Below are 23,359 nucleotides of genomic sequence, written 5' to 3'. Positions count from 1 at the left end.
CGCATTTATTTAATCAAATAATTCATTTTTTAAAGACTAACTACTTATTGTATTCATTTATCATGCCTGACAATGAATCTGAATTAGTCAACATAGACAGGAGCCCTTACCATAACCCAATCCGACAGTTCAATTATGTCCGAATTACGCATACGAATACAGCCTCTGGAGCCAGGTTTACCCAACACCGTAGTCTCTGGCGTACCGTGGATATAGATATACCGCTGTAAACTGTCAACATCCCCTCCTTTATTACGCCCCTGCTCAAGCCCATCAAGCTGAAGAATGCGCGTAAGTATCCAATCACGCCCGGGATATTGGCATGCCAGTTCCGGAGAGTAAACCTCACCGGTCCATCGGCGGGCAACAAAGACACTATCCGGTCGTGCATCAAGACCTATCCTCGAATGCACCTGATGCCAGCCTCGAGGGGTACATTCGCTGCCTTGCTGCTCCCCCAGCCCATTTTTTCCTGTGGAAATTAAATAAGACCTATAAAGTACATCATCTTCATAACAATACATGATTTGCTGACTTGTCGAGATATGGATGTATTGCTTGCTGTGGTTATTAGCTGTCATGTACTGATACCGTTTTAGTATTAACAAATTCCAAAATTCCTTCCCTGGATAATTCTCGCCCAAAACCTGAACGCTTGATGCCGCCAAAAGGAACTCGAGGGTCAGAAGCTACGAACGTATTTACAAAACATGACCCAGCTTCAATTTCGTATCGGGCAATATGTTCTCCCCGTGCCAAATCACGGGTGAACACAGCAGCCCCCAGTCCATACTGAGACTCATTTGCCAACTGAATTGCATTCGTTTCATTTTCTGCCCTGACAACAGCAATAACGGGACCAAACAATTCTTCGTCAAACGCCGTCATTCCTTTGCTAACGTCCTGCAACAAAGTAGGAGGATAATAAAAGCCCTTTCCTGTCGGTATTTGACCGCCTTCAATTAATCTTGCGCCTGATTTTACACTTTTTAATACCTGTTTATGAAGCGTTTCCCTGAGATCTTCGCGCGCCATAGGGCCTAAGTTGGTTTTTTCATCCAAGGGATTTCCCATTTTGTAGTCAGCCATTAACGCCTGTATTTTTTCTACCAGATTATCATGGACAGAATCAACAGCAATAATGCGTTTGGCTGCGATGCAAACCTGGCCCGTGTTATTTAAGCGTGAAGTGACAATAGCCTTGGCAGCCAGATCAAGATCCGCATCTTCAAGCACAATATAGGGATCATTACCGCCAAGCTCCAGCACTGCTTTTTTCAAATGGCGAGCGGCATTAGAGGCAACAATCGAGCCCGCCTGCTCACTGCCTGTTAAGGTAACCGCTACGATTTTATCGTTAGCAATTACTTTTGAAGCCAGCTCATTATCGAGAACAAAATGTTGGAACAGATGCTGAGGAAACCCTGCTTCCAGAAATAATTCTGCAATTCGATTACCGCTGCCTGTCGAAATAGGAGCATGCTTTAAAACTGCAGCGTTTCCAGCCATGAGGGTAGGAGCTGCAAACCGAAATACCTGCCAAAAAGGAAAATTCCAGGGCATGATAGCAAATACTATCCCAAGAGGCTGGTAGCCTACTAACGTTTTTTTCATTTCAGTTTGAATCATGCGAGGTTGGAGGTAATTTTCTGCATTCCTGGCATAGTGCTCGCAAACCCAGGCACATTTTTCAATTTCCGCTCTTCCCTGACTGACAGGCTTCCCCATTTCATTAGCTATCAATAAAGCCAACTCATCTTGCTTTTCCTTAAGTAATTGAGCCAGCTTTAACATCGCCTGTGCACGCAGAGAGAAAGCTGATTTTTTCCAGACATTAAAACTTAACTGCCCAGCATCAATATAAGCTGATATTTGTTTATCACTTAATGTTGGGTATTCCTGCAAAACTTCTTCCGTTGCCGGGTTGATGGTACGAATAATCATAATGTGTCTCCCTGACATTTCTTTCAGTGTAGCTTATGGAAAATTTGACGCAAATACCCATAAGCTTAGAGTCTTTTCGTTTGAATACCACAGAAAGGTAAAAATAAAGCGCCATTCTAAAATAATTGGACAGAAAACTTTTGTTTTCTTGCACACAGGTTTTGATTGTTGTTACTATTTTGCTAGTTTCTAATAGTCATCTCTGTTGAGAACACTATAAACACTAAGATAAAAATATGATATCTAAATTAGGATCAGAAATGATAAATAAAAAACTGGGCTACCACCCCGCTCATTATTTGGTTGCCTGGGCTGTACATGCATTTACAGCAAGTGCCGCTTGTGTCGGAGTACTCACTCTCGTAAAAATTTACCAGCATGAATACGTTCACGCTTTATGGCTGATGGCCATTGCGGTAGTAATTGACGCAGTCGATGGGACACTGGCAAGGCTTGTGCGGGTCAAGTCAGTATTGCCAAAAATCGATGGTACCTTGCTCGATAACATTGTTGATTATCTGAATTATGTCATTACGCCTTGTTTTTTTCTTTACGTAAAACCTGACATGCTGCCTTCTGGCTACTTGTTATTCATAATAATAGCGATCACCATCACCTCATCCTATCAATTTTGTCAGGCAGATGCGAAAACGCCAGATCATTTTTTTAAAGGGTTTCCCTGTTATTGGAATATCGCTGTATTCTATATGTTTATTTTCGATACTTCGATGTACACCAATGCATGGATATTATCGATTTTGTGCATAATGATTTTTGTGCCGATTAAGTACGTATACCCTTCCCGCCTTGACTACCTGACAAGATACCGTGCTTTAAAAATTATGATGCATATTTTCTCATTAATTTATGGAGTTAGCTCTGCGCTTGTATTATGGAGTTATCCAAGCATAGATTATATTTGGCTATTCTTGTCTTTAAGTTATGTTATTATGTATTTAGTGCTTAGCATTTATCGCACTTATTCACCGATAACCCGTTCTGAAATTTTACCAAGTGGAAAGTAAAAAGACTGATTCCCTTTTAAAGCAGTTATCATTAAAATAGCTGATTTTAACAGCAAGAGGATTCTCATGGCATTTTGTAAGGCAATCATGCCGATATTGGTCGCTACAGCTTTTTTAAATAATGCCTTTGCAGCCAAGCATACAAATAGTCCATTCCCACATGGCTGTGAAGTAACGGGCTTTGGTTTTAGCGAAGAATATTTGATTGTTAATGATAGTGGACAACAGGCTTTTTATTTAATTCAAAATCGTAGTAACAAGCAAGTTGAGCTACAGCGGATTGAAACAAGGGAAGTCTTTATGAGCCCCTCTCTTACAGCCAAGCTGGATCCGCTAAACTGGGCCGCTTTTGCCTCAGATGTTGAAAACCTGCATTTTCAATGCTTTTCTAAAGAAAGTGAAGAGATAAAAAAAATTAATTGTCGTGATGTATTGGAAGTGTGCCAATACCCACGCGTTAAGTTTGCCCTCAGTAATATGGGGAACTACTGGGTATCAACCAATAAAACACAAGATAACGTTATTAATGAAGCAATTCGAAAGGGAATTTATTTACGTTGGTAAGCACATTAAACATTAAGATCCAGGATAAATTATTTCTACTGACCGGAATAATTGGCTCCCTTATATTGCTTTCCGGGCTAATGCAAACACCTGCACAAAAATATTATGTTATTGGATCTGCCTTCTTATTAATCACATCAATTCATTTTAAGCTTATTTATTTTATAGCGCTTGAAATAATTTTAATGGCAGGTCACGGCGCAATCCTCCTGGGAATTGGTACTATCATTCAACTAGCATTACCTCTCCTTCTTTGTCTTCAATTATTAACCTTTTACTTTTTAAGCGGACAACTGAATAATTTTTTCCTTATCACAGGTATCCTCGGCATTGCCATTCTCTCTATTGGATTTTCCTATGAAAACCAATGGATATTTTTTCTTGGCAGTTTCTTCGTAGCAGTTTATGCTTTCTATACGGTTTATAAAGGAAAACCAGTCGCACTATTGTGGGCGATACTTAACTCGCTTTTTGCTATTATTGCAATTTTAAAGTTAATTTTTTCATAAGGTTAAAAATTTATGGCTAAAACACCTTCAACTATGTTACCTCTGGGAACCTATGCTCCACAATTTAGCCTTTTGGACACGGTAAGCGGCTCCACGGTTAGTTTAAATAGCTCGCCTGAGAGTAAAGCCACCGTCATTATGTTTATATGCAACCATTGTCCTTATGTAAGACATATCAACAAAGAATTGACAAGATTAGCCAATGATTACATGAAACTGGGTATTAATTTTATAGCGATAAACTCCAATGACGTAGAAACTTATCCGGATGATTCCCCCGAGAATATGAAAAAGACCGCTACTGAGCATAATTATCCATTTCCCTATCTCTATGATGAAACGCAGGAAGTCGCGAAAGCTTACCAGGCAGCCTGTACACCTGATTTCTATGTTTTTGACTCCAATTTTGCCCTTGTCTATCGCGGCCAACTCGATGATTCCAGGCCTGGAAACACAATCGCGGTTACAGGCAGCTCCATCCGCAACGCGCTGGACAGTATTCTTGCAAATGAACCCGTCAATGTGGTTCAAAAGCCCAGCTTGGGATGCAATATAAAATGGAAGAGTTAAACCGGTATAAACTATCTGTTTACGTTCCTGAGAGTCACCTGGAACAGGTCAAACAGGCATTATTTGAGGCGGGAGCAGGAAGACAGGGCGATTACGAGCATTGCTGCTGGCAGTGTTTAGGACAGGGGCAATTTAAGCCCCTCCCTGGAGCAAATCCGGCTATTGGCACCTTAAATACATTAACCCTGGTTTCTGAATATAAAGTAGAGATGCTTTGTGACGCCGCTCATATTAAGGCAGCAGTAAAAGCACTTAGAGCATCCCATCCCTATGAAGAACCTGCTTACGAGGTTGTTTATTTAGAAGGCTATTAAGCTGACAACCCTTCGAGCCAGTATATTTGAAATAAGAAACGTTTAATTCAAATTAAGGGGCTTATCTTTATTCTGCATTCTTTCCTGAAAGCTTACCAACGAATGTTTCGACATATGAGATGGAGCTTCTAAGGGTGAGGCCAATGACAGCAAAAATTTAGCATTATATTTTGCCATTTTAGCCAATTTTTCTTCTAACCTGGTATTTATTCCTTCCTCAAAGGTTTCATTTGTACTTTTCTCTACTGTCTGATTATTTTTATTAACGGGAATACTCAACTCAGACTGATTTCTACTTGGAAATAAATCTGATAGTAGCTTTCTCGATTGTTTGGTACGAAGTAAACTTACAGGAAGCCTGCAGAGGTTAATTCGGATTTCATCGCTTAAAAAAGAATTTTTATAATGAGGTGAAATGATATTATTTCTTAAATAGCTGAACAAACCTCCCGTCTCATATTTTTCCTCTAAATAGCGTTCCAAAGTATATAAGTGCACCGCATCATCCAAAGAAAATGCCGAGCATCCCACAGGCGCGTGCTGCCTTTTTTCAGAAGAAAAATAAATTTCTGAATCCGGAAAGTATTTCTTAAAAGCTGTAATGATATTATGCGGAAAATAAGTTGTATTTCTTCCCAAAGAATCAATAATCAGTAAATTAGCTTTACCGCTTTCATCTATCTCAATAACACCAGCATACCAATGTGTTGCAGCAATGACGAATATTTCTTTGAGATGTCCCTCATGTGCTTTTACAGCTCTTACATATTCTTCAAATTCATTTTTAGCACAACTCATATCCAGTACAGTAGGGCAGAATTCATAATCTACTTTTCTACGGCTTATCTGCGCACAAGTTAGCAAGCCCCCTTCATAGTTAATATTCCCAAAACCATTCACATACTGCTGCATATAAAAAGAGAATTCATAGCTATCTTTTTCATCCAGCTTTAACATTTTATCAATAAGCTTTACTTCATCATCAGCTCTAAGTTTTAACATCTGATCAAATTGTTCAGGGAAAAATGCCTTTAATTTCTGCAAAAGATAAGCATTGTATTTATTTACAGAGTCTTTAAGCAAAGACTCCACCAGGCTATTTTTATTTTCACCAAAAACATCGGCACCTAAAAGCTTCATGCAGATATCAGCATATCGGGTATCTGAAGTTAAAAACTGACTAAACTCACTGATAGAAGCAGTATTCACCCCCTCCAGTAAAAAATAATTTAGTTTTAATATCACAACACGGAATGGATCTTGCGAAATACACTGATTATAAATGGTGTCTAGGATTTGCTTTTTTGTTTGCTTAATAAAACTTCGAGTTTTATCCTGTGTATATAAATATACTAGCAAATCAGTATAGACATAAATATCATCGCCTTTAGAGTATCCTTGTGTAAACTCGTAAATAAATCGCAAACTTGTCAACTTTTGATCAAAGATCAATTCGTAGGTATCTGATTTATTCAGCACTTCACTATTTCCATGACCAAAATGGTTAAATAATGACACATAAACGGATTATAGCAAACAAATTTGAACCATGGTTATAATGACACAATAAAAAATTGATATGGATATTTAAGAAAAAACCTGCCGAAAAGCAGGTTTTTAAAGGAATACTTCAGATTATTTTGCTGCTACGATTTGCACCTGAAGCGTTGCAATAACATCGGTATGGACATGAATCTCTACTGCATAATCGCCAACCGAGTGGATAGGTCCCTCTGGCATTACAATTTCCCGCTTGCTCACTTCAATAGACTTGGCTTTCAGCGCGTCTCTAATCTCATTGGGACCAACTGAACCATAAAGCTTGCCTTCTTCGCTTGCCATTGCAGAAATAGCCACCGTCGTATCGTTTAATTTAGCAGCACGTTGTTCAGCCTGAGTTAATGTCTGCTGCGCTTTTTTCTCAAGCTCTGCACGACGCTCCTCGAAGCGCTTAATGTTCTCGTCTGTAGCGAATACAGCTTTACTTTGAGGAATTAAAAAATTACGGCCATAGCCTGCCTTAACATTAACTTTATCACCCAGATTTCCCAGGTTTCTAATTTTTTCTAATAAAATAACTTCCATCTTAATACCCCATTTTATTTTTTACTCGCATTAGCGGGTAAATATACTCTAAAATTAAATAAACTATCCAAAGCCCCTAAAATAGCGTAAATCGGCATCATAACAAAGGGTAGCAGGATTAAAGGAGTTAATAATAAAACCAACGCCCCAAGCCCTTTTCCCTTAGTCAAAATATTAAAACCCAAACTCAGTCCTGCACCAAGGTAATACACTACAAGTATTGGCAAGCAGCTTATCGCCAAAGGATTACCTTGGTAAGCGCCCAACGCCGTAATGATAAGGAAAACCACCCCCCAGACACTCGCACGAAAAGCAAGCATTTCCTGACGATAACCGCCAGGATAAAACAACCTGGCTTGAACAGAACGTGCCAACATAAGGGAGATAATTGCCGATAAAGCGATACTTACCACTTGCAGTCCTAGCATGTAATTGGCAATCACCATAGGATCCATCGTTTCCTGGTTATTAAACAAACCAGCTATAGAACCATCACGCTCTAATTCCTTGAGGATGTTCTGGATTAATTGATACTGCCCTGCAATGAACTCAGGAGCCAACCAATGCACCAGGAGGATACCCACCAAAGCCTGAACCACAATAAAGCTTACCGCCAGTCGCCAGTTTGCTGATACCCGCAACACAGAAGCCGCCAGATAGCAGGGTAAAAAGGCCATAACAGCAGGCACAATTCCACCAGATAAAGAGCTGAACACTAACGACAAACCCAATAGGGTGACAATGCCTATTGCCAATGCTGGAAAACCGCTACTCATTCCTTTACGCAGGGTTATCAGGGCAACAATAGCTGCTGATAACCAGGTTGCAAAAGGAATTAAAGCTAAAATTGCAATAGAAGCCCATGCATAAAGGTCATTCTCTAACAGAAAATGACCTTGTTTGCGCAATAATTCGCCTGAACGGATCATTTCTTAACGATGGCTATCGCAATAAGGCAATAAGCCCAGAAACCGGGCACGCTTAATCGCTATTGCCAATTCACGCTGCGGACGGGTTGGTGTGCCCGTAATACGGCTAGGTACAATTTTTCCAGTTTCAGTGATATATAATTTTAAATCCGAAGGATTTTTGTAATCGATTTCGCTGGTTTCACGAGACATTTTTTTTCGTCGAAAATAAGGTGCTGACATTTTTCTACTCCTTAGGCGGCCCGATCGTCTTTTTCTTTTTTCATAAGTGCAGACGGCCCGGTGATTGCATGTTTCTGTTTAATGATTAAGTTTCTTAAGATTGCATCATTAAATTTAAACGCATTCTTTAACTCATCAAGAGCAGCCTGATTACATTCAATGTTCATTAATATGTAATGCGCTTTATGTACTTCTTTAATTGTGTAGGCTAATTGTCTACGTCCCCAATCTTCTTTGCGATGAATTTTACCCTCATGTTTGGTAATAATTCCCTCATAGCGCTCAACCATTGCTGGTACTTGCTCGCTTTGATCGGGATGGACAAGAAACACTATTTCATAATGTCTCATCGTTTCTCCTTATGGATTGTAGCCTTCCCTTGAAACCAGGGTAAGGCAAGGTTAAAAAAACGCACAATATTAACTTGTTTTCTACTATAGAGCAAATATTTTGATAGCTCCGGGCGATTAAAACTGCGCTTGGTGGTATTAATTGTAACTTATTTAATTTGTCCTCAAACCGTTGCTTTTACCTGGGTCATGCGATATAACGTATTAAAAACTAAAGAGGTTTTTTATATGAACATAGTAACCATTCCTTTTGAAGAACCATTAACTATTAACATTGATGGGAAGATTATTCAAGTGGTGGCATTTAAAACTCTGGAGCATGGTAATATCAAATTTGGTGTGGAAGCGCCGCGTTCAATTGAAGTTCATCGCGAAGAAATTCATCGCGCCATCAAACAAAAACAGCAACAAAGTAGCGATACTGAATAGCCAACTCGAGTATGCAACATCCTACTAAAGCTTGCACTTTAATTACAGGCCTCATCATTCTTACATTGGCCACCATAGCTCTTGCTGTTAATTATTTTATCTTTAAATTTCCTGGAAATAATTATTTTCCTCCAGAAACACCTCTAATAGTAACGCTCTTATTTCTATTATTTTGGGGAAGCTATCTACAATTTGGAAGCCAAAGTAGAGCAGTCAAAATTACCAGGGAACTTATCTATTATTTTCTGGTTATGGCAACCGTTGCTTTTGCCACCAATGCCATTCAATACACTCCTTTTCAACCCATTGATGAAAAATTAATTGCCATGGAAGCAGCCTTAGGCATCGATGTCGGAGATATCCTTGGCTGGACTGTCAGTTATCCATGGCTAACAAACTTACTGATTCCCATTTATGATAGTTTACCGTATCAAATGAGTCTCTTACCTGTTGTTGTCATCTTTATGCAACGACTTGGTTACGTAAGAGAATACTTATGCTTATTACTATTAAGTGCACTGATTGGTTTTTCTTTATATTATTTTTATCCTACGCTAGCTCCTGCCAGTTTTATTGATAGCCCTCATTTTTCTCAAGATCAGTATGCCACAGGCATCAAGTTTAAAGAAATTCGTCAGCATACCCCCCCGTCCACCATGAAAGGAGGCATGATTGCATTTCCGTCCTTCCATGCAATATGGGCGTGGCTTTGTCTTTATTTGGTACGCTGGTGTCCGCCCCTGTTTATCCCTCTGCTGCCGATTAATTTATTATTAATTGCCTCCTGCGTGCTTCTTGGCTGGCATTATCCAATTGATTTACTGGGAAGCTTGATTGTGCTCCTCCTGGCTCATGGCATCCACTCATATCTGGCTAATCTTTCTAGGGATTCCACTAGGGTAACTTAGCTCCGTCCCCAATACTTTTTCATTTACTTTATTAATCACTGTAATATGATTGAGTTGAGAAAAAGCCAGGTCTTTTAGATTTTTCCCCCTTTGCTCAGCCAATATCGGATGTACCTGGATATAGAGTGAGCCTTGAGAGTAACCTAATTTTACTGGCTCATTGATTACCCGTACTGCAGTGCCTACATTCACCAGTCCAAATAAATGTTCAATATCTTCAGGCATCATACGTATACATCCAGCACTTACTCTCGCCCCGACTCCATTATGCCGGTTCGTTCCATGAATAAGATAAGTGGGCCACCCTAAACGTAAAATGTGACGTCCCAAGGGATTTCCTTCTCCTGGGGGAAATTCGTGCGGAATTGGGGTACCATTTTTGGCCGCCTCGGCTCTAACGTTTGGAGTAGGCCGCCAAACAGGATCCCGTTCCTTGCTGGTAACTTTAGTGACGCCTAAAGGAGTTGTCCAGCCTTCACGACCGATCCCGACAGGCATGGTAATAACCACGTTGTCATGAGGAGGAAAATAATAAAGGCGGTATTCAGCTAAATTTATCACCAACCCCTGACGAGGCACCGCGGGCAAAATAAATTGGGAAGGAATAACCAATCTTGTATGGGGTGATAATGGCCTTGAGGGATCGACCTGAGGATTTGCTCTTGCTATCTCATAATAACCTATATTATAACGCATACCTACTTCAGCAAGCGTTTCACCGATTTCAGCATTAGTGTACTGAATTTCCCCAACCACATCACCTTGAGCAGGCAACACATAAGTGGTCGCCCACAAGGGGGATAAAACAACCATGGCCAGGCATACACCAAAAAATTGACAACGACAAAAAACGAACATGAAAGTTATCTCATTAATAGAGACGGTAAAGAAAATAATACCTGCTGCAAAAAAGAGAGCAAGCCATTTTAATTTATTCTGCTGGAAATATGCAGACTGATAAGAAGAAAGGTCAACACCATTCCGCGGCCAGAATCAAATGCCGCGGAATCCAGATAACAGCGTTAAGAACCTATAACAATCGTCAGTATGCCAGAACCAAACTACAAACTGGCATCTGCTTTAAAGCGCTCACCGTACCGAGCCTCTAACTTGGCAAACAGTTCGTTTAGTTTATCATGACCAAATTGCCTGGCGTAATTCATTGGCCCACCTCGAAATGGCGCAAATCCGGTAGCGAAAATCATACCACCATCCAATAAATCACTATCTGCCACCACGCCCTCACGCAAACAGGAAGCGGCTTCATTCACCATGCGAAGGATTAAGCGATTGGCTATTTCTTTGTTTACCTTTATATCTTTTGTTTTTCGCTTGATCGGCTTACCATTCTTATAGCGATAGAACCCTTGTCCAGACTTACGCCCCAGCTTGCCTTCTTTTACCATATCCCTCAATCTTTGTGGGACTGTACCACCAAAATGCGTTGTCAGATTCTCCGCAACAGCCAGGCAGACGTCCATACCGACTGTATCGGCCAATTCCACAGGTCCCATTATCATACCAAAATCTTTTGCTGCCTGATCAATCTCTTCACCACTATATCCTTCCTCAAGTAACTGGACACATTCCATGAGATAAGGCATTAATACGCGGTTGATTAAAAAGCCGGGGCTTGATTTAACAGGTAATGGTAAACGGCCAATTTGATTAACAAAAGAACAAGATTGTTGACAAATTTCTTTTGAAGTCTGGGAACTGCTTACCACTTCTACCAATTCCATTTTGGCAACTGGATTAAAGAAGTGAATGCCAACCAGACGCTGGGGATTCGTCATCGCCTGACTAATTTCGTCTAAAGGAATGCTTGAAGTATTGGTGGCAATAATCGCCTCTTTTTTTGCCTTTGCTTCCACTTGTTGCATAATTTCTTGCTTAACAGCAAGATTTTCAAATACCGCCTCGATAATTACATCCGCCCGAGCAATTCCATACCCATCAGGATCGGGAATCAACCTATCCATTGCTGCCTGAATTAAACGGGGTTTACGCAGTTTCTTTTTAAATAAAGTATGCGCTCGACCGATAGCAGGGGCAATTTGCACTTGAGATTTATCCTGCAAGGTAACATGTAGCCCACGTAAGGCACACCATGCAGCGATATCTCCCCCCATCACGCCAGCGCCAATAACATGAATATGTTGAGCATGGAAATCACTTTCTTTAGCGAAGGCTTTCATCCGCTCTCGTAGTAAAAAAGCACGTATAAGATTGGCTGCTGTATCACCTTTGCTGACTAACTTTTCTACAGAATCAGCTTCTTTTAAGTAAGCACGATCGCCTGATGCCCCCTCTCTATCCCAAAGATCAATAGTCGCATACGGTGCCGGATAATGTTCTTTAGAGACACGCTTGGCTACATTATACCGAAGTAAAGGGGCAAGAAACGTCCGCACCCATGAATAATTTGTCAACGATTGAACAAAACCTGGTTTATGCTTTGGCGGTTTATTTATTATGAAATAGACTGCCGCCCGTTTAAGTTGGCGCAGAGGCACTACATCATCGACTACACCTAAATGCTTAGCCTTTTCCGCACTAAGTGGGGCACCTGTCAGAATCATTTTTGATAGGGCATTAAAACCCCCAATCAATCGTGGCAAGCGAACCGTACCACCCCAGCCAGGATGAATACCCAGCATAATTTCAGGTAAGCCCAGACGGGTATCTTTATCATCACTTACCACCCGGTAATCACAAGCGAGAGCCAGCTCCAAACCGCCCCCCATACAAAAACCATCAATCATTGCTACAGTTGGGATAGATAAAGCTTCTAAACGAGAAAAAACGGCCTGACCTTTCCTTAAAAAATCCACCGCTTCTGCTGGTGTTGAAAATTTAGAGAACGCGTTAACATCTGCACCAGCAATAAATCCCTTATTTTTACCAGAGTATACAATTAAACCTTTTAGGTCAGGAAGTTGTGGCAATTCTTGCAGAATACCATTTAATTCATCCAAAACCTCGTCATTAATTGCATTAACCGCCGTATCCTGCCGATTGATAGCTAACCAGGCAATATGATCTGCGTCAGTTTCCAATGTCCAGTGTTTATAATTATTCATGTCCTTTCACCTCTGTCACACGTTCCAGATACATTGCTCCGCCTTGTCCACCACCTATACAAATAGCAGCCATACCGCGACTCTCATTATGATGTTTAAGCGATTGCAACACATGCAGCACAATACGCGCACCACTGGCACCAACCGGGTGTCCAGCAGCAATAGCCCCTCCTTCCCTATTCAGCCTGGCAAGGGATGGAGAACCCATGGGTTGTTTTAAACCTAATTGAGTCCGGCAATATTCTTTATCTTCCCAGGCAGCCAGACAGCCAAGTACTTGTGCGGCAAAAGCCTCGTTAATTTCCCAACAATCAATATCAGCTGGTGTTAAGTTATGACGCTGCATGATAGGTGTTGCTGCATGCACAGGCCCCAGCCCCATTTGCGAAGGATCAAGGGCTGCCCATTGTGAATCAATAATACGTCCGATAACCGGTAAATTATATTTTTTTATCGCCTCAGCACTGGCTAACAACAAAAGGCAGGCACCATCAGTAACCTGAGAGCTGTTACCTGCTGTAACCATTCCATATTTCTTGTCAAAATACGGCTTCAGCTTTGCTAAGCGCTCAACGGTAGAATCAGGACGGATGCCATCATCCTGGGAATAGACACGGCCTTTATAATCTATGACAGGCACAACTTCTTCCATACGCCCTTCCGCGTAAGCAAGCGCTAAACGCTGGTGACTCTCGCTGGCAAAAGAATCCATTTGCTCACGAGTAATATTAAACCGATAAGCGACTTTCTCAGCGGTTTGCCCCATATTCAACCCGACAATCGGATCCGTAAGTCCTCTTAACAAAGCAATCACCGGAGCCAAAAAACCAGGCCTGAATTTTGTAATCAAAGCCGCCCGCTGACTAACACTTTTCGCAGCAAACCAACTCGACAACCATACAGCCATTTTTTGATTAAATAATAAAGGGGCATGACTCATAGCTTCAGTTCCACCAGCAAGCACGAGGTTACTTCGGCCACTGGCTATCTGCATCGCAGCATTGTCTAACGCCTGCATTCCTGAAGCACAATTCCTCATCACCGTAAATGCAGGCACCCGCTCACCGCAACCTAAACGCAAAGCAACTACCCTGGCAATATTCGCCTCATCAGGACCTGGCATGGCAGAACCAATAATAACTTCATCCAATTCTGAGGGAGAAAAAGGCTGGCGATTTAATAGAGGCATACCTGCAGCTACAGCCAAATCAGAGCTGGAAAAAGGCCCTACCCCTTTTGCTTTTAGAAAGGGAGTTCGGCTCCCATCAACTACATATACTTCCCTACCACTTAAATTCGATTTATGCTTCATTACTCCTCCTGATATTTGCCATGCAGCTGACAATCGTTTCATGATATTCTAAAAACATAAAAGATAGCAGCTATCCCAAGTTTTTGTAAGCTTTAGGACATGTCCTAAATCAAGTTTTTTGGCAAATGCCGCTGATTCGCATCATTTTCTGCCTGAACCGATTAAATAAGGCCTCTTACGCGCCTTATCAAAGGACAAAATGATAGATAATCGCCCACTCCTTCGTACTAAAAAAATAATTGAGAACATACTCTGGAATTTGATAACAAAAAAGATTTTTTAAGGAGTTGACGTGCATCAAATACCTGCTATACTTCGCCTCCATTGATGGAGAGATGGCCGAGAGGTCGAAGGCGCTCCCCTGCTAAGGGAGTATGGGAGAAATCCCATCGAGGGTTCGAATCCCTCTCTCTCCGCCATCAGTATGCGCGCCCGTAGCTCAGTTGGATAGAGTATCTGGCTACGAACCAGGGGGTCGGAGGTTCGAATCCTTCCGGGCGCGCCATTTTCGGGTCTTGGGTCTTTCCCATTTGCGGGGGCACTTTATCACGAGCATAGCACTCTAACTCTTATTCTGTAATTTTCAAAATGTATAATTTTCGTAGCCTTGATGGAGCTATAGCGTAATCAAGGTATATTTATCCAATCCTTCCATTATTTCCTTATTTTTACTTGGGTTGATAATTAATGCTTACTTTTGTGAAAAATCTGTGACATGGCTAACTAGATCTTCTTCCCTATCTGTTTCAACAATAGTACAAGGAATTTTTGGCTCAACGCCAGTGTGTTTGCTTATGGCTTCAGGTTTAGGAGAAAAGGCAAAATGGCCTTGCTCATTTAAGAAAGTGCTTAACTTTCCAGGGTTTCCCCCAGCAATCAGAAAAGAAGGCTTACTATTTTTTTTAACGCTTTGGTTACCAAGAGGGCGAATCCAAAACCTGCCTGCCTTTAACATACTCCATCCTCCTAAATTTAATCCAGAAACACTATAACTTATTTTTCAATAAATGAACACTTATTTTACAAATTGAATTTATTAAACACTGATAAATGGTTGTTTATTGGCTTTTTTGATGATTTTTACACTTTATTACAATTTCTTTACACACCTTTTAAGATTTCCTTAATGCAAACCGCTTACATTATACAAATTACAGGACTTATAAGTATAGGAATATTCAGCATTATTTTAGCAACATTGTTGCATAGGGGTTTAATATGCGTAGTAGGCTTAGTATCACTGCAAGATTGGAATTAGATAAGTCAAGGATGCTATTAAATAAAGGATTATTTTTTAACAGTTCCAACCCTGTCTCTTCACGGAGGTATTCAAGTACCATAAAGAGCGCCACCCAAAAGTGCTGGAGCATTGCGCAGCATCATGCCAACTTAACAGGGGATCATGAAGCTACATTTCACCCTATGTCCATTGTCTTTCGAGGCATACGTAATAACTTTAAAAATTTAGCCTTTTTGGATTTATACACTCCAAAAGGACAGAACAGTAGTATAGAAGATTATGCCACTGTCTTTAATGATAATTATAAATTTGTTTCAACTACAAAATACTCGCATATCGCAACAAGGTTTGCCCGTTTTGGCATGGTTATTGCGAGCAATCCACCTAAAATTTCCATAGATGTCACCAAGTCAATAGAGACCCTAAAACGTCAACGTAAAGTGATAGTCGCAGAAGATCCAGAGAAAGATTGGGATATTAGCCAGGAGTGTGAAGTCAGCGGTGTGGTTCCTCATGGAAAAAAAAGTGTTATCGACACAAATGACGTATTCATGATCAGGAAAGTACTGGCCGGGGTATATTATGGTCCAGCCTTCGTGAATCCAAATTACAAGCCTTCTCGCTTTACTATTCAAATCCCCTCTTTGAACAGCGAAGAATTCAAAAAAATTCAAGGAGATACACAAGAAAGCTTAATTGATTTTGAAACCGCTAACCAACTGCTGGAAAGACTGGATGAGATGGAAGCCAAATACCTTGAACCTCGTGCGGGCTTCCCTGATGCCCCTGTTCTAACAATCACCAGCATGGAAGAAGCTGAATTTATCCTGGATAACTTCGAGCTTACTTTTATCGATAGCAATGTGGCAAGTAAATTGATTGCAGAAGAGAAGCAAGCAAGGAAAGAAAGCTATAAGGTTTATAGTTTCTTTGAGGAAAAAAGAAAACAAGCACAGACTGAGATTAGAAATATTTCTGAATTATTTCAAGAATTTGAGGTATGTCCCTCGTTATAAGGCGGCTCTGGAGACTTATCTTGTGAAGAGACGATTTAAAAAACTATGCTCGAGTATCGAGCATAGTTTTTCTATTGCTTAATGGATTGATAATACGCCAGCGCACGCTTTCGTGCAGTGGAATGATCGACAATAGGGAAAGGATAATCCTTCCCTAAAGTGATAGAAAGCGCATGCTTCGGAGCCTCCCATGGCATATGAATCCATTGATTTGGGACAGTAGCCAACTCTGGAACCCAGCGTCTGATATAATCGCCCTCCGCATCAAATTTTTTCCCTTGCAACGTTGGATTAAAGACACGGAAATAAGGCGCAGCATCAGCCCCACTCCCGGCAACCCATTGCCAGCTCGCTGAGTTGTTTGCCAAATCAGCATCGAGTAAGGTATTCCAGAACCAGTTAGCCCCTCTTCGCCAATCAATCAGTAAGTCTTTCACTAAAAATGAAGCAACAATCATCCGTACTCGATTATGCATATAACCCGTATGCCATAGTTCACGCATGCCGGCATCTATTATAGGATACCCGGTTAGTCCCTGCTGCCATGCTTTTAAAGCTTGTTTATCTTCCCGCCAGGTAAAAGCATTAAATTCCGATCTGAAATTTTCGCTTGGCAATTGAGGATAGTGATAGAGAAGATGATAAGAAAACTCTCTCCACCCTAATTCTGATAAAAAACACTCCGCTGAAGGCAAATGGCAATTTCCTCCCGCTATTTCCTGCTCAACAGCTCGCCAAATCTGTCGAGGGCTGATTTCACCAAAATGCAAATGGGGTGAGAGTCTGGATGTAGCTGAACTGGAGGGTTTGTCACGCAACGTTTTATATTCATGCAAATGATTAGTAAGGAAATAATTCAGTTTTTTTATAGCTCCTTTTTCACCGGGCTGCCAAATGCTGGAAAAATTTTCTGCCCAGTCAGGCTCCGCAGGAAGAAGCCTCCAATACTCAAGGGTTTCTGAATGAAAATCAGGACATCTTGGCCATTGGTTAATTGCAAGCGGTGCGGGTACATTCATTTGTTTTAAGCACTGCCGCCAATAAGGAGTAAATACTTTGTAGTAATGATTATCTTGCGTTTGAATATCCCAAGGTTCGTTGAGTAAGCTCCCATTAAAACTGGTTACATCTAAACCACGTGTTTTTAATTCTTTCTTAATTAGTTTATCTCGGGCAATAGCATCAGGCTCATAGCATCGATTCCAGTAAATGGCCTTAACAGGATACTCTTCAATGAAAGACAGCAAATGGGACAAGGGTGAGCCACGACGCAAACATAAACTTAAACCATGCTTTTGCAATTCTTGTTGCAAAGCAGAGAGAGAATGGTGCAACCACCAGCACTGTGCTTCACCCACTGTCTTTTTTGGGGGATCATCAGCAATATAAAGAGGAATAATCATGTCATGATTCTGACATGCGATGGCCAATGCTGGATTATCCTGACAACGCAGATCTTGCCGAAACCAAACTATGGCTATGGACATACTATCAATCCTCGACTTCTATCTTAAGTACCCAGCTTATTCTTACAATAAATCTGTCAACTATGTTTTAATCAGCACAATTAGTCTACATTGTAAAAGAATATAATGGTTTTACAATAAGGAATTATAGTTTGAAAAAGCGCATTGTCTTAGGCGTATCCTCATGCCTGCTCGGCGATAAAGTTCGTTTCGATGGTGGTCATAAGCGAGATAATTATATATGTGATTTCCTGGCCGGATATGTGGAATTTTTCCCTATCTGTCCTGAAGTCTCTATAGGGCTTGGTATTCCCAGGCCAGCCATTCGGTTATCAGGAGATCCTCAAAATCCCAAACTGGTTGAAGTGAACAATCCCCGGCAAGATTATACAATGCCGATGCGGGAATTTTCGCAAAACTGCGTGCCTCAACTTGGTAATATCAGCGGATATATCTTAAAAAGCAAATCGCCTACCTGTGGCTGGAAACGGGTTAGAGTTTATCAGGACAAAGGGCAGGCTCCTTTATCAGGTCAAGGAATTTTTGCCCGAATACTAGAGAGTAATTATCCTTATCTGCCCATTGAAGAAGAAGGACGATTAAACGAACCACGTCTTCGTGAAAATTTCATTGAGCGTCTTTTTATTTATAAAGAGTGGCAAGAGCTTATCGAATCAGGCCTGACTGCTGCCGGAATAATCCGCTTTCATACCCGCCATAAATTAATCCTTATGGCACATAATCCTGTTAATTACCGTATACTGGGTCAAAAAATAAGTCATTTAAAGAACCAGGATTGGAACAGTTTTGTCAATGACTACATCAATCTGTTCATGAAGACATTGTCTTGTCTGGCTACACCTAAAAAACATGCTAATGTATTACAACATTGTTTTGGTTATTTTAAAAAAATTTTAGGCAAGCTTGATAAAGAGGAGCTACTTGAGGCTATTGATAGTTACCGTCGGGGGTTATTGCCTTTGATTGTCCCCATCACCCTGCTGAAACACCACCTCAAACACTACCCCCAAGCCTATCTTGAAAATCAAAGTTACCTCTCTCCCTATCCGGCAGAATTAATGCTTCGCAATCATATATGACGTTCCTAAACTTAATATATCCCCACAAAACAAGGAGAAATTATGGGTACTGTAAAGAATACAAAAAATGAGGAAAGCCTTATTCGTAAACTCATTGAAGAAACAGCCAAAGCAATTTCCAGAAAAGACATCGACAAAATCATGTCCCAATATGCCCCCAATATTCGATCATTTGATGCTGTATCCCAACTTCAATTTAAGGGAATAGATGCTTATAAAAAACATTGGGAAGCCTGTCTTTCTTACTGCCCGGGAGAAGCTATCTTTGAAATACATGAATTAGAAATAGAGGTTAATAGCGATTTGGCGTTATGCCATTTCCTAAATCGCTGTGGCGGTACTAATGAAAAAGGTGAAATTCAGGACAGCTGGATGCGTGCAACGGTTTGCTATCGTAAAGTCAATGACAGCTGGAAAATCGTGCATGAGCATTTTTCAGTCCCTTTTGACATGAAAACAGGCAACACTTTGTTTGATTTACAGCCCTAGAAAAACAGGCTGCTTCTCCAGAGTCAAAACTCCTTGCCGGAGAGTAGCCTGCTTTCTGTTTGAGAGCAGAAGGAAATGGCCGCCAATCATACTTTCAATCTAAAAACACCCTGCTTTAGAATCTGGATAGTCAACGAAATCGCTTAATAAACGGTTAATATTTAACACGTAAAATTAGACCCAATTAACTATTAATGATCTGATATGAAAAATAACTATCCTGAAGCCATTATGTACTATGGTCAACCAATCAATAGTAAAATTTCTTTGAAATATGAATTTAAAAATGAAAGAAAAGCCATGAGGTTCCTGAAAGAAAATGGCCTTGAAAATAAATACATCGATAAAGAAAAACAGAAAGAGTATGTCATTAACCTATATGAGGATGAGGGAGACATTTTTTTTAGTGATTCTAAAAACGAATGGTTAGATGGTGAATATCTTTTTGTTTTGACTTGTGAAGAAAATCCCAAATTACTTTGTGATAAAACCATGCATCATTCATTCATGGCAAATGGGAAAAAAGTTCTGGCTGCTGGCAGTTTACTATTTGAAAACGGCGTACTACAGGAAGTCACCAACGATAGCGGACACTATCGGCCAACCGATGAAGAAATGCTCCCTGTTATCAAAGCTTTATATAGCGCCAGCAACGGTACATTACGGTCTTATAAAAGCTATTGCTCAGACAAACCCTTAATTTTTCCGGTTATAGAGCTTATAGATATAATTCAATTCTCCTCAGTTAAACCGTTACAGATCAGCGAAATAATCTGTACCCAAACCGGTGCCCGTATCTTGCTTTCAGATTATGATCACCAGGATGATGATAGTTCTTCGGAACAACGGTTTGGCAAGAAATTACCGCAAGAGGTTTCCACTCAATATAAAAATCTGATTGAAAATAGCCCTGTTTTATTTAGATCAAAAAATACCGCGACCCTATGGATTGAAGAAGACACTGGACTCTTATGTAAAGAGTCCAGTTTATAGGTGAATCTGTGTTGATTAGATGTAATCTATACTTATACAAACAACTATGAGCTTAAGCCATGCTTCCTGAAGATATTTTGCGTGAATCTATACGAGAAGGGGACACTCAAAGATTCATAGATAATATTAACTATGCAGACATCGACGCCTCTTTAGCGCGAGATAAACAAGGAAATAACCTGGCTCATCTTGCTGCAAGGTTCAATCAACCTGCCATTATGGAAGCAATTATTAAGGCGGTAGAAAACATCACTGCCGACTTGCCAATTCTTGAGCAAATCAATGACAATGGTTATTCACCTCTTGAATGTTGCTATCTATACTCCGCTCCAGAAACCGCCGAAAAACTGCAAGGAATATCCAGGTTAACTCGTGCAACGGCCCCTATTGTTACTCAAAACCATGAACAATTAAAAAAGCAACTTCAACGCTGTAGATATCCAGAGAAAGCCAGAGCTGCATTGCTTGCCATTGCCTTGAACGATATAGCTGCCTATCAATTACTATTAAACAGCGTCCCGGATAAGAAGGGATTTATCAACTACAAAGCAAATGATGGATGGTCTGCCTTACATTTTGCTGTGTACAACAAACGATTTGAAGCCGTTCAATTCCTCCTTAAATCAGAGCTATTAGAAGAAGGAACTGAGCCCAAAGACAATGAGCAAAACACCCCTTTTTTGATCGCTGTGGGAACCAATGATCTGAGGATCATTAACTGCCTCATTAAAAGCAACTGTGACATCCACTGGAAAAATAAGCGCGGGGAGAATGCGGTGAACATCGCCGCAACCCAAGGTCAACTAGAAAATGTCAATTTCCTGATTGAAAAGAATATCGACATGATGTCAGTTGATAAAGAAGGACGAAATTCATTGATGTCAGCAGCCAGGCATGGACATAGCCAGGTGGTTCAACGCTTAAAAGAAGCGGGCGTGCCGGCGGATAAAAAAGATAAACAAGGAAAAACGGCCTTCCAGTTGGCGTTGGGTTCTCATCACCTGGAGACAGCCAGCCTCCTGCTTGATATATGCACTCAGGAAGAAAAAAACCAGGCTTTATTAGATGCTGTCCAGGAAGGCAATTTATCTACCGTCGAGTGGCTAGTTAAGCATGGTGCCTCATTATCTGTAAGGGATTCTTCAGATAACTCGCCGTTGTTAATTGCAGCAGCATATGGCTGGCTGCCTATAGTGCATTATTTACTTGATCAGGAATCACCACCGATACATGATAAAGACAATGACGGCAATAATGCCTTATCCATTGCCGTCATAAACCATAAGCAACCTATTGTTGAACGACTTTTGCAGTTCAATCCCCTCTTGCTTGGAGAAAAAAACAATAATGGTCATACTCCCTTATTAATGGCTGCCATCACCAATTATGACAAGGTACTCAAGCTTTTCCATCGACAAGGTTACTCCCTGGAAGAAAAGGATAATGAAGGAAATACCTTGTTACATTTAGCGCTCGCCAGTAAGTATTACGGCACTGCTGTAAGCTATTTACTTAAGGAACATGGATATTTACTTAATGAAAAAAATGCCAAGGGTCAAACACCTCTACACTTGGCTATTATTCACAACCAGGATAGTTATTTAAATGAATTAATCAACTTATCAAAAGAAACAGTTGATACACCTGATAATGAAGTTAATACACCTTTACTCACAGCACTGGTACACCAAAATATTAACGCAATTCGATTATTAATAAATGCTGGAGCTGATGTTTTTGCTAAAAACAATAAAGGGGACACAGCCCTTACCATTCCCCATCTAAGAACATTACCTGAAGGAATCCTGCAAAAACTGTTAACCGCCTACAATATAAATCATGAGGAATTCAAGCAACGATGCAGGTTGTACTTTATTTTCGGTGGCGAAAAACTAAATGAAGTCCTTGATTTCCCTAAGACTTCAGTTAACTTCGGTTCAGGAACCTTCGATGAAGGGATGCAAATCCTCAGTGGCCATCTTAAAATCTTTCTTAATGAGAAACACCCAGAGTTAATTCCTCAATTTAACTTATTGCTGACAGCAATCGATAAAACTTTCTCCGACACAACCCCCAGAGAGATTCTAAACACATTGGAGAAAGAAGGCCTTGCCTTCCAAGCGACGGGGTTTAAAGGCCATGGAGTGCTCGCTACTTTAAAAAATCTCGAAGATGGTAATGTAAAACTATTACTCTCTGAGCGAGGGGCCAGGGTAGGAAATGCTCCCTTACATCCTATCCGAGGTAATAAATTCTCATCCGTCCGCTCAGTTATCATCCCCAAAGAGAGACGAATGGAAATTATTGAGCTTCTATGCCAGGCAAAAAATAAGCCGCAAAAAGAGGGCGTTGACATATTATTTAAACAAATTCCGGCGCTCCTTGGAAAACCCTATCGTTTCTTTAATATTTATCAAAAACCTTTTGTTAACATTTGTTTTTATAGTAATCCCAAAACCGGCCTATTTGAGCAGTTTATGGACATTTTAGGAGAGAAAAAGGGGCGAGCGTTTTATAAAGAATTTGAGATTCATATGCGCGAAAAAGAACTGGCTGCTTATGAAGAGTATAGAAAAATAACTTATTTGGAAGAAGACCTATCAGATAATCCAATTATTGTGGCAGCACATAATTTAATCGAGGAAAGACGCGAGGCATTAAGGCAAGGAGATAGAGAATCAAGTGGTTTACAATAAAATTAGCCGTAAATATGGATAACCACTTGATTCATCATTGTAATTTAAGTTATACATAGGCTTAAAAGCAAATAGACAATGGATGCCAATGCTTAAATATAGAAAAGCGACAATT

At 40.5% G+C, this 23,359-nt stretch carries 24 protein-coding genes and 2 tRNA genes; 14 read left to right on the top strand and 12 right to left on the bottom strand.

Translation table 11 applies throughout. The annotated features are described in order from the left end of the window. Positions 1-83: 83 nt before the first annotated feature. On the bottom strand, positions 84-581 hold the full coding sequence (locus E1O65_RS09185; protein WP_133133309.1) for a L,D-transpeptidase: 498 nt from the start codon (positions 579-581) through the stop codon (positions 84-86). Further along, the gene (locus tag E1O65_RS09180) at positions 571-1,944 is read right to left on the bottom strand and encodes an NAD-dependent succinate-semialdehyde dehydrogenase (protein WP_133133308.1); all 1,374 of its coding nucleotides are present in this window, start codon (positions 1,942-1,944) and stop codon (positions 571-573) included. Before E1O65_RS09180 ends, E1O65_RS09185 begins: the two co-directional genes overlap by 11 nt. Before the next feature lie 260 nt (positions 1,945-2,204). Between E1O65_RS09180 and pcsA the strand changes: the two genes are divergently transcribed. From pcsA to E1O65_RS09155, 5 genes are all read left to right on the top strand, one after another. Then, the gene (gene pcsA, locus E1O65_RS09175) at positions 2,205-2,969 is read left to right on the top strand and encodes a phosphatidylcholine synthase (protein WP_133133307.1); all 765 of its coding nucleotides are present in this window, start codon (positions 2,205-2,207) and stop codon (positions 2,967-2,969) included. A gap of 66 nt (positions 2,970-3,035) precedes the next feature. After that, positions 3,036-3,533: an enhanced entry protein EnhB gene (locus tag E1O65_RS09170; protein ID WP_133133306.1), complete on the top strand. Its 498-nt coding sequence runs from the start codon at positions 3,036-3,038 to the stop codon at positions 3,531-3,533. Further along, positions 3,527-4,042 carry a hypothetical protein gene (locus E1O65_RS09165; RefSeq protein WP_242601572.1) on the top strand — a complete coding sequence of 172 codons (516 nt, stop codon included), beginning with the start codon at positions 3,527-3,529 and terminating at the stop codon, positions 4,040-4,042. Before E1O65_RS09170 ends, E1O65_RS09165 begins: the two co-directional genes overlap by 7 nt. Before the next feature lie 12 nt (positions 4,043-4,054). Next, positions 4,055-4,612, top strand: a complete 558-nt coding sequence (locus E1O65_RS09160; RefSeq protein ID WP_133133305.1) for a thioredoxin family protein — start codon at positions 4,055-4,057, stop codon at positions 4,610-4,612. Beyond that, complete coding sequence (locus E1O65_RS09155; RefSeq protein ID WP_133133304.1) at positions 4,600-4,926, top strand: YqfO family protein; 327 nt, start codon at positions 4,600-4,602, stop codon at positions 4,924-4,926. The genes E1O65_RS09160 and E1O65_RS09155 overlap by 13 nt, the downstream gene beginning before the upstream one ends. Positions 4,927-4,968: 42 nt before the next feature. On the opposite strand, the gene E1O65_RS09150 is transcribed toward E1O65_RS09155, so the two are convergent. The 5 genes from E1O65_RS09150 to rpsF form a co-directional block, all read right to left on the bottom strand. Next, positions 4,969-6,405, bottom strand: a complete 1,437-nt coding sequence (locus E1O65_RS09150) for a hypothetical protein (protein WP_133133303.1) — start codon at positions 6,403-6,405, stop codon at positions 4,969-4,971. 156 nt (positions 6,406-6,561) lie between these two features. Beyond that, on the bottom strand, positions 6,562-7,011 hold the full coding sequence (rplI, locus tag E1O65_RS09145; RefSeq protein ID WP_133133302.1) for a 50S ribosomal protein L9: 450 nt from the start codon (positions 7,009-7,011) through the stop codon (positions 6,562-6,564). 14 nt (positions 7,012-7,025) lie between these two features. Continuing rightward, positions 7,026-7,919, bottom strand: coding sequence for a hypothetical protein (locus E1O65_RS09140; RefSeq protein ID WP_133133301.1), 894 nt, complete (start codon positions 7,917-7,919; stop codon positions 7,026-7,028). A 24-nt stretch (positions 7,920-7,943) separates the two neighbouring features. Continuing rightward, positions 7,944-8,162, bottom strand: coding sequence for a 30S ribosomal protein S18 (gene rpsR / locus E1O65_RS09135; RefSeq protein ID WP_133133300.1), 219 nt, complete (start codon positions 8,160-8,162; stop codon positions 7,944-7,946). A gap of 11 nt (positions 8,163-8,173) precedes the next feature. Next, positions 8,174-8,512: a 30S ribosomal protein S6 gene (gene rpsF / locus E1O65_RS09130; protein ID WP_133133299.1), complete on the bottom strand. Its 339-nt coding sequence runs from the start codon at positions 8,510-8,512 to the stop codon at positions 8,174-8,176. A gap of 228 nt (positions 8,513-8,740) precedes the next feature. On the opposite strand from rpsF, the gene E1O65_RS09125 reads away from it, so the two are divergent. Together E1O65_RS09125 and E1O65_RS09120 are read left to right on the top strand one after the other, a co-directional pair. Further along, complete coding sequence (locus E1O65_RS09125; protein ID WP_133133298.1) at positions 8,741-8,941, top strand: carbon storage regulator; 201 nt, start codon at positions 8,741-8,743, stop codon at positions 8,939-8,941. Positions 8,942-8,952: 11 nt separating this feature from the next. Beyond that, positions 8,953-9,849, top strand: coding sequence for a phosphatase PAP2 family protein (locus E1O65_RS09120; RefSeq protein WP_133133297.1), 897 nt, complete (start codon positions 8,953-8,955; stop codon positions 9,847-9,849). Here E1O65_RS09120 and E1O65_RS09115 read toward each other — a convergent pair. The 3 genes from E1O65_RS09115 to E1O65_RS09105 form a co-directional block, all read right to left on the bottom strand. Then, entirely contained in the window at positions 9,805-10,707 is a 903-nt protein-coding gene (locus E1O65_RS09115) for a L,D-transpeptidase family protein (RefSeq protein WP_133133296.1), read from the bottom strand. The genes E1O65_RS09120 and E1O65_RS09115 overlap by 45 nt on opposite strands. Positions 10,708-10,910: 203 nt before the next feature. Continuing rightward, positions 10,911-12,932, bottom strand: a complete 2,022-nt coding sequence (locus E1O65_RS09110) for a 3-hydroxyacyl-CoA dehydrogenase NAD-binding domain-containing protein (protein ID WP_133133295.1) — start codon at positions 12,930-12,932, stop codon at positions 10,911-10,913. Beyond that, a complete protein-coding gene (locus E1O65_RS09105) occupies positions 12,925-14,244 on the bottom strand; it encodes an acetyl-CoA C-acetyltransferase (RefSeq protein WP_133133294.1) in 1,320 nt (439 codons plus the stop codon). The genes E1O65_RS09110 and E1O65_RS09105 overlap by 8 nt, the downstream gene beginning before the upstream one ends. A 329-nt stretch (positions 14,245-14,573) precedes the next feature. Between E1O65_RS09105 and E1O65_RS09100 the strand changes: the two genes are divergently transcribed. Beyond that, positions 14,574-14,663: transfer RNA gene (locus E1O65_RS09100), tRNA-Ser, on the top strand. A gap of 9 nt (positions 14,664-14,672) precedes the next feature. Then, positions 14,673-14,749, top strand: a tRNA-Arg gene (locus E1O65_RS09095). Positions 14,750-14,935: 186 nt separating this feature from the next. Here the strand turns inward: E1O65_RS09095 and E1O65_RS09090 are convergent. Next, positions 14,936-15,199: a hypothetical protein gene (locus tag E1O65_RS09090; protein ID WP_133133293.1), complete on the bottom strand. Its 264-nt coding sequence runs from the start codon at positions 15,197-15,199 to the stop codon at positions 14,936-14,938. 314 nt (positions 15,200-15,513) lie between these two features. Here E1O65_RS09090 and E1O65_RS09085 point away from each other — a divergent pair, with 314 nt between their 5' ends. Then, positions 15,514-16,500: a hypothetical protein gene (locus E1O65_RS09085; RefSeq protein WP_133133292.1), complete on the top strand. Its 987-nt coding sequence runs from the start codon at positions 15,514-15,516 to the stop codon at positions 16,498-16,500. A gap of 71 nt (positions 16,501-16,571) precedes the next feature. On the opposite strand, the gene E1O65_RS09080 is transcribed toward E1O65_RS09085, so the two are convergent. After that, the gene (locus E1O65_RS09080) at positions 16,572-17,987 is read right to left on the bottom strand and encodes a deoxyribodipyrimidine photo-lyase (protein WP_133133291.1); all 1,416 of its coding nucleotides are present in this window, start codon (positions 17,985-17,987) and stop codon (positions 16,572-16,574) included. A gap of 131 nt (positions 17,988-18,118) precedes the next feature. Between E1O65_RS09080 and E1O65_RS09075 the strand changes: the two genes are divergently transcribed. The 4 genes from E1O65_RS09075 (at position 18,119) to E1O65_RS09060 (ending at position 23,244) form a co-directional block, all read left to right on the top strand. Next, entirely contained in the window at positions 18,119-19,066 is a 948-nt protein-coding gene (locus tag E1O65_RS09075) for a DUF523 and DUF1722 domain-containing protein (RefSeq protein ID WP_133133290.1), read from the top strand. Between the two features lie 42 nt (positions 19,067-19,108). Beyond that, on the top strand, positions 19,109-19,555 hold the full coding sequence (locus E1O65_RS09070) for a nuclear transport factor 2 family protein (protein ID WP_133133289.1): 447 nt from the start codon (positions 19,109-19,111) through the stop codon (positions 19,553-19,555). 204 nt (positions 19,556-19,759) lie between these two features. Continuing rightward, a complete protein-coding gene (locus E1O65_RS09065; RefSeq protein ID WP_133133288.1) occupies positions 19,760-20,548 on the top strand; it encodes a hypothetical protein in 789 nt (262 codons plus the stop codon). Positions 20,549-20,607: 59 nt separating this feature from the next. Further along, a complete protein-coding gene (locus tag E1O65_RS09060; protein ID WP_133133287.1) occupies positions 20,608-23,244 on the top strand; it encodes an ankyrin repeat domain-containing protein in 2,637 nt (878 codons plus the stop codon). The last annotated feature ends 115 nt before the right edge of the window (positions 23,245-23,359 follow it).

Origin of the sequence: Legionella sp. W10-070 (genome assembly GCF_900640175.1) — a bacterium.
Taxonomy (GTDB): Bacteria; Pseudomonadota; Gammaproteobacteria; order Legionellales; family Legionellaceae; genus Tatlockia.
The sequence above is the reverse complement of the archived record's forward strand: the minus strand, read 5'-3'. Positions and strand labels throughout refer to the sequence as shown.